General features: G+C 73.5%; 2 protein-coding genes. One reads left to right on the top strand and one right to left on the bottom strand.

Translation table 11 applies throughout. The annotated features are described in order from the left end of the window. Nucleotides 1-673 precede the first annotated feature (673 nt). Nucleotides 674-2,053: an MFS transporter gene (locus AB0G74_RS34235; RefSeq protein WP_361154603.1), complete on the bottom strand. Its 1,380-nt coding sequence runs from the start codon at nt 2,051-2,053 to the stop codon at nt 674-676. A gap of 307 nt (nt 2,054-2,360) precedes the next feature. On the opposite strand from AB0G74_RS34235, the gene AB0G74_RS34230 reads away from it, so the two are divergent. Then, nucleotides 2,361-3,257: a DUF3027 domain-containing protein gene (locus tag AB0G74_RS34230; RefSeq protein ID WP_361154601.1), complete on the top strand. Its 897-nt coding sequence runs from the start codon at nt 2,361-2,363 to the stop codon at nt 3,255-3,257. Nucleotides 3,258-3,606 lie beyond the last annotated feature (349 nt).

The raw sequence follows: 3,606 nt of genomic DNA, 5'->3' as shown, positions 1-3,606 counted from the left end.
ATGTGACCGTTGCTCCAGCGGTATGCGGGCGCACTTGTGCAGCGTCGGGAGGGTCGGTGGCCTCCGGGCTCACCTCCTCACGGACGGCGGAAGTGAGCCTCTTGGGAGGCAGACCCGTTTCTTTTCCGCCGTCCGTTGCGGGGGCGACCCTGCACCCCCCGACCACGCGCACTGGACATGCGTCATGGGGCTGGAGCCCGTCCCGGGGAGGGGTGGGTGCCACCTGATGTGGTTGGTCCACCCGCGTCTGGGTGGCTGGCTTGTCGCGCAGTTCCCCGCGCCCCTGGTCGCCCCCGTTGCCGCCCTCCGAAAGGGCCCCGCCCCAGGGGCGGGGCTCCTCTTCCAGGGAGTGGGTTCCCCTCTCGTTATCCGGTCCTGGGGAGAGCTTTTAGGGGCGCGGGGAACTGCGCGACAAGCCACATGCGGTCCGCAGACCGCTGACAACATCAGGTCGCCGGGTGCGGCCCGGGGTTGTGGGCCTCAGCCGGAGGGCCAAGGCGATGGGGGTCCCCCCATCGCCGAGGCATAGGTTGGGGGTCCCCCCATCGCCGAGGCATAGGTTGGGGGTCCCCCCATCGCCGAAGGCACAGGGGCGGAACTGCGCGACCAGCCACAGGCGGGCCGCAGGCCACCCCGCGCGGCCCGGTACTGGGCGGCGGGCGGCGGAAGCGCGTCAGGCTACTCGGGGGTGGGGGTGGGAGGAGGACGTGAGGAGGCCGCGGACAGACGCCGCCGCGCCCGTCGTGACCAGGGCCGCCGCCACCGCCATGCCCAGCACACCGTGGAGCGGCAGGAGCATGCCGATCGCGCCGCCCACGACCCATGCCATCTGGAGCAGCGTCTCGGAGCGGGCGAAGGCCGAGGTGCGGACGGTTTCCGGGACGTCGCGCTGGATCAGGGCGTCCAGGGAGAGTTTCGCGAGGGCCTGGCAGAAGCCCGCCGTCGCGCCGAGGACGGCGACCATGCCCGCCCCGAAGAAGATCGCGGCCAGGGTCGCGGCGGTGATCACCAGGCCGAGGACCGTGGCGATGATCACTTCCGGGGCCCGGGCTTTGAGCCAGGCGCCGACGGCGGTGCCGATGGCGTTGCCCGCGCCCGCCGCGACGCCGACGATCGCCAGGGAGACCGCCGGGCTCTGGCCCGCGAGTGGGTGTTCCCGGAGCAGGAAGGCCAGGAAGAAGATCAGGAAGCCGGAGAGGCAGCGCAGGGACGCGTTGGCCTGGAGGCCGTGGATCACGGCGGGGCCGACGGTCCTGAGGCTGGGGCGGCGGCCGCCGTGGGTGAGGACCCGGACGTTGGTCTCGCCCTTCGCGGAGTCCACTTTGTGCGGCAGCCGTAGCGCCCAGAAGGTGCCGAGGAGAAACAGCGCGCACGCCCCGTAGAGGGGCCAGGAGGGCCCGATCCGGTGCAGCCCGGCGGCGACGGGGGCGGCCAGACCGGTGGCCAGCAGCCCGGCGAGGGTGACCCGGGAATTGGCTTTGACCAGGGAAAACCCGGTGGGGAGCAGTCGCGGTACGACGGCGCTGCGGACCACGCCGTACGCCTTGGACGCCACCAACACGCCGAGTGCCGCCGGATACAGCTCCAGCGCGCCCGTGACGACGGCGGTGGACATGACGACGGCGAGGACGGCCCGGGTGAGCATCGCCGTGGCCATCGCCGCGCGGCGGCCGTGCGGGATCCGGTCCAGCAGGGGGCCGATCACGGGGGCGAGCAGGGCGAAGGGGGCGAGGGTGATCGCCAGGTAGAGGGTGACCCGGCCGCGTGCCTCGTCCGTGGGTACGGAGAAGAACACCGTCGACGCCAGCGCGACTGTGATCATCACATCGCCCGCGCCGTTGACGGCATGCAGTTCGATCAGCCGGCCGAGGCCGGACTCGCCCGCGCCGCCGGCGTGGGTGGCCCGGCGGATGGAACGCGCGGTACCCGTGAACGGCGCCCGCAGCACCCGGCCGGTGGCACGGCACGCCCGGCCGAGCGCGCCGAGCGCCCGAAGCGCGACGGACGCGCCGGGAACCCCGGATGCGTCGTCCGACGAACTGGCTGCGGCCACCACGCCATAGTGCCCGAAGGGGGCCGTCGGCGACGGGTGATGCGGGGTTGTTAGCTCCCGGTTGGGGCGCGCAGGTGGGCTCGGCGCTGAGGAAGAGGTAGCGTGCGTAGCGCGCCACCGGCGAATGTTCTCGGCCGCGCGCCTCTTCGGCATCCCGCAGAATGGATGGCGTGAGGTGCGCCCGTGACGGATCCGGTCCGGGCGCGGACGTCGATGCGGCCCGCTGGTCCGCTCCGCCCGCCGCCCGTGTCCGCCCCGCGCCACGGCCGGCGCACCCCGTGAGACGGCGTAGGAGAGAACGAGACCTGTGAGTGCAGCGACGACGAGAAGCCGTACCCCCGACCGCCTGTGCGCCGAGGCGGTGGATCTGGCCAGGGCCGCCGCCGAGGAGGCCGCGGCGCCCGGAGTGGTGGGCGAGCATGTCTCCCTCGTCTCCGAGGGCGACCGGGTCGTCACGCACTTCTTCGAGTCCAAGGAGCCCGGGTACCGGGGCTGGCGCTGGGCGGTGACCGTGGCGCGGGCGTCCCGCGCGAAGGTCGTCACCCTCGACGAGAGCGTGCTGCTGCCCGGCCCCGACGCGCTGCTGGCACCCGAATGGGTGCCGTGGAGCGAGCGGCTCCGACCGGGTGACCTGGGCCCCGGCGATCTGCTGCCGACCGAGGCCGACGACCTCCGGCTGGAGCCCGGCTACAGCGGCGAGGACGCGCCGCCGCCGAACTCCGTCCTCACCGGTACGTCCCACGACCTCGCCGAACGCGTCGAGGACGAGGACGCCGAGCTGACCGACCGGCGCCCCGCCGACACCATCCCCAACGGCCGCGGCGACATCGCGTCCCTCGCGGAAGAGCTGGGAATGCGGCGGGCCCGGGTCCTCTCCCGCTACGGGCTCCACACCGCCGCCGACCGCTGGGACGAGTCCTTCGGCGCCAAGACCCCCATGGCCCAGGCGGCCCCGGCGGCCTGTGTCTCCTGCGGCTTCCTCGTACCGGTGGCGGGCTCCCTGTCGCAGGCGTTCGGGATCTGCGCCAACGAGTTCTCCCCGGCGGACGGGCGCGTCGTATCGCTCTCCTACGGCTGCGGAGGCCACTCCGAAGCCGCCGTCATGCCGAAGCCGCCGCAGCCCGCGGAGCCGGTACTGGACTCGATGGCGACGGACGAGTTCCCCTTGCACGGGGACGTACCCGAAGACCTCGGCCACGCGTAGTCGCCTCCCGCTGTGGGGTGCGCCGCGCCGGGGGCCCGTCTGTGCCTTGCCCCCTCCGGGGAGGACCCGTCACTACCGGGCCGCGCCCGGCGCCCTAGTGTTGTTCGCGGTCCGCCCCACCGTCGTGGCTGTTCGCGCAGTTCCGCCCCCTATGCCTTCGGCGATGGGGGGACCCCCAGCGCCTTGGCCCTCCGGCTGAGGCCCACAACCCCGGGCCGCGCCCGGCGACCTGATGCTGTTCGCGGTCTGCACCACCGTCGTGGGCCGTTCGCGCAGTTCCGCCCCCTATGCCTTCGGCAATGGGGGGACCCCCAGCGCCACCTAATGCTCTCCCCCGCACCGGACCTGA

This window comes from Streptomyces sp. NPDC020875 (assembly GCF_040641415.1).
Taxonomy (GTDB): Bacteria; Actinomycetota; Actinomycetes; order Streptomycetales; family Streptomycetaceae; genus Streptomyces.
The sequence above is the reverse complement of the archived record's forward strand: the minus strand, read 5'-3'. Positions and strand labels throughout refer to the sequence as shown.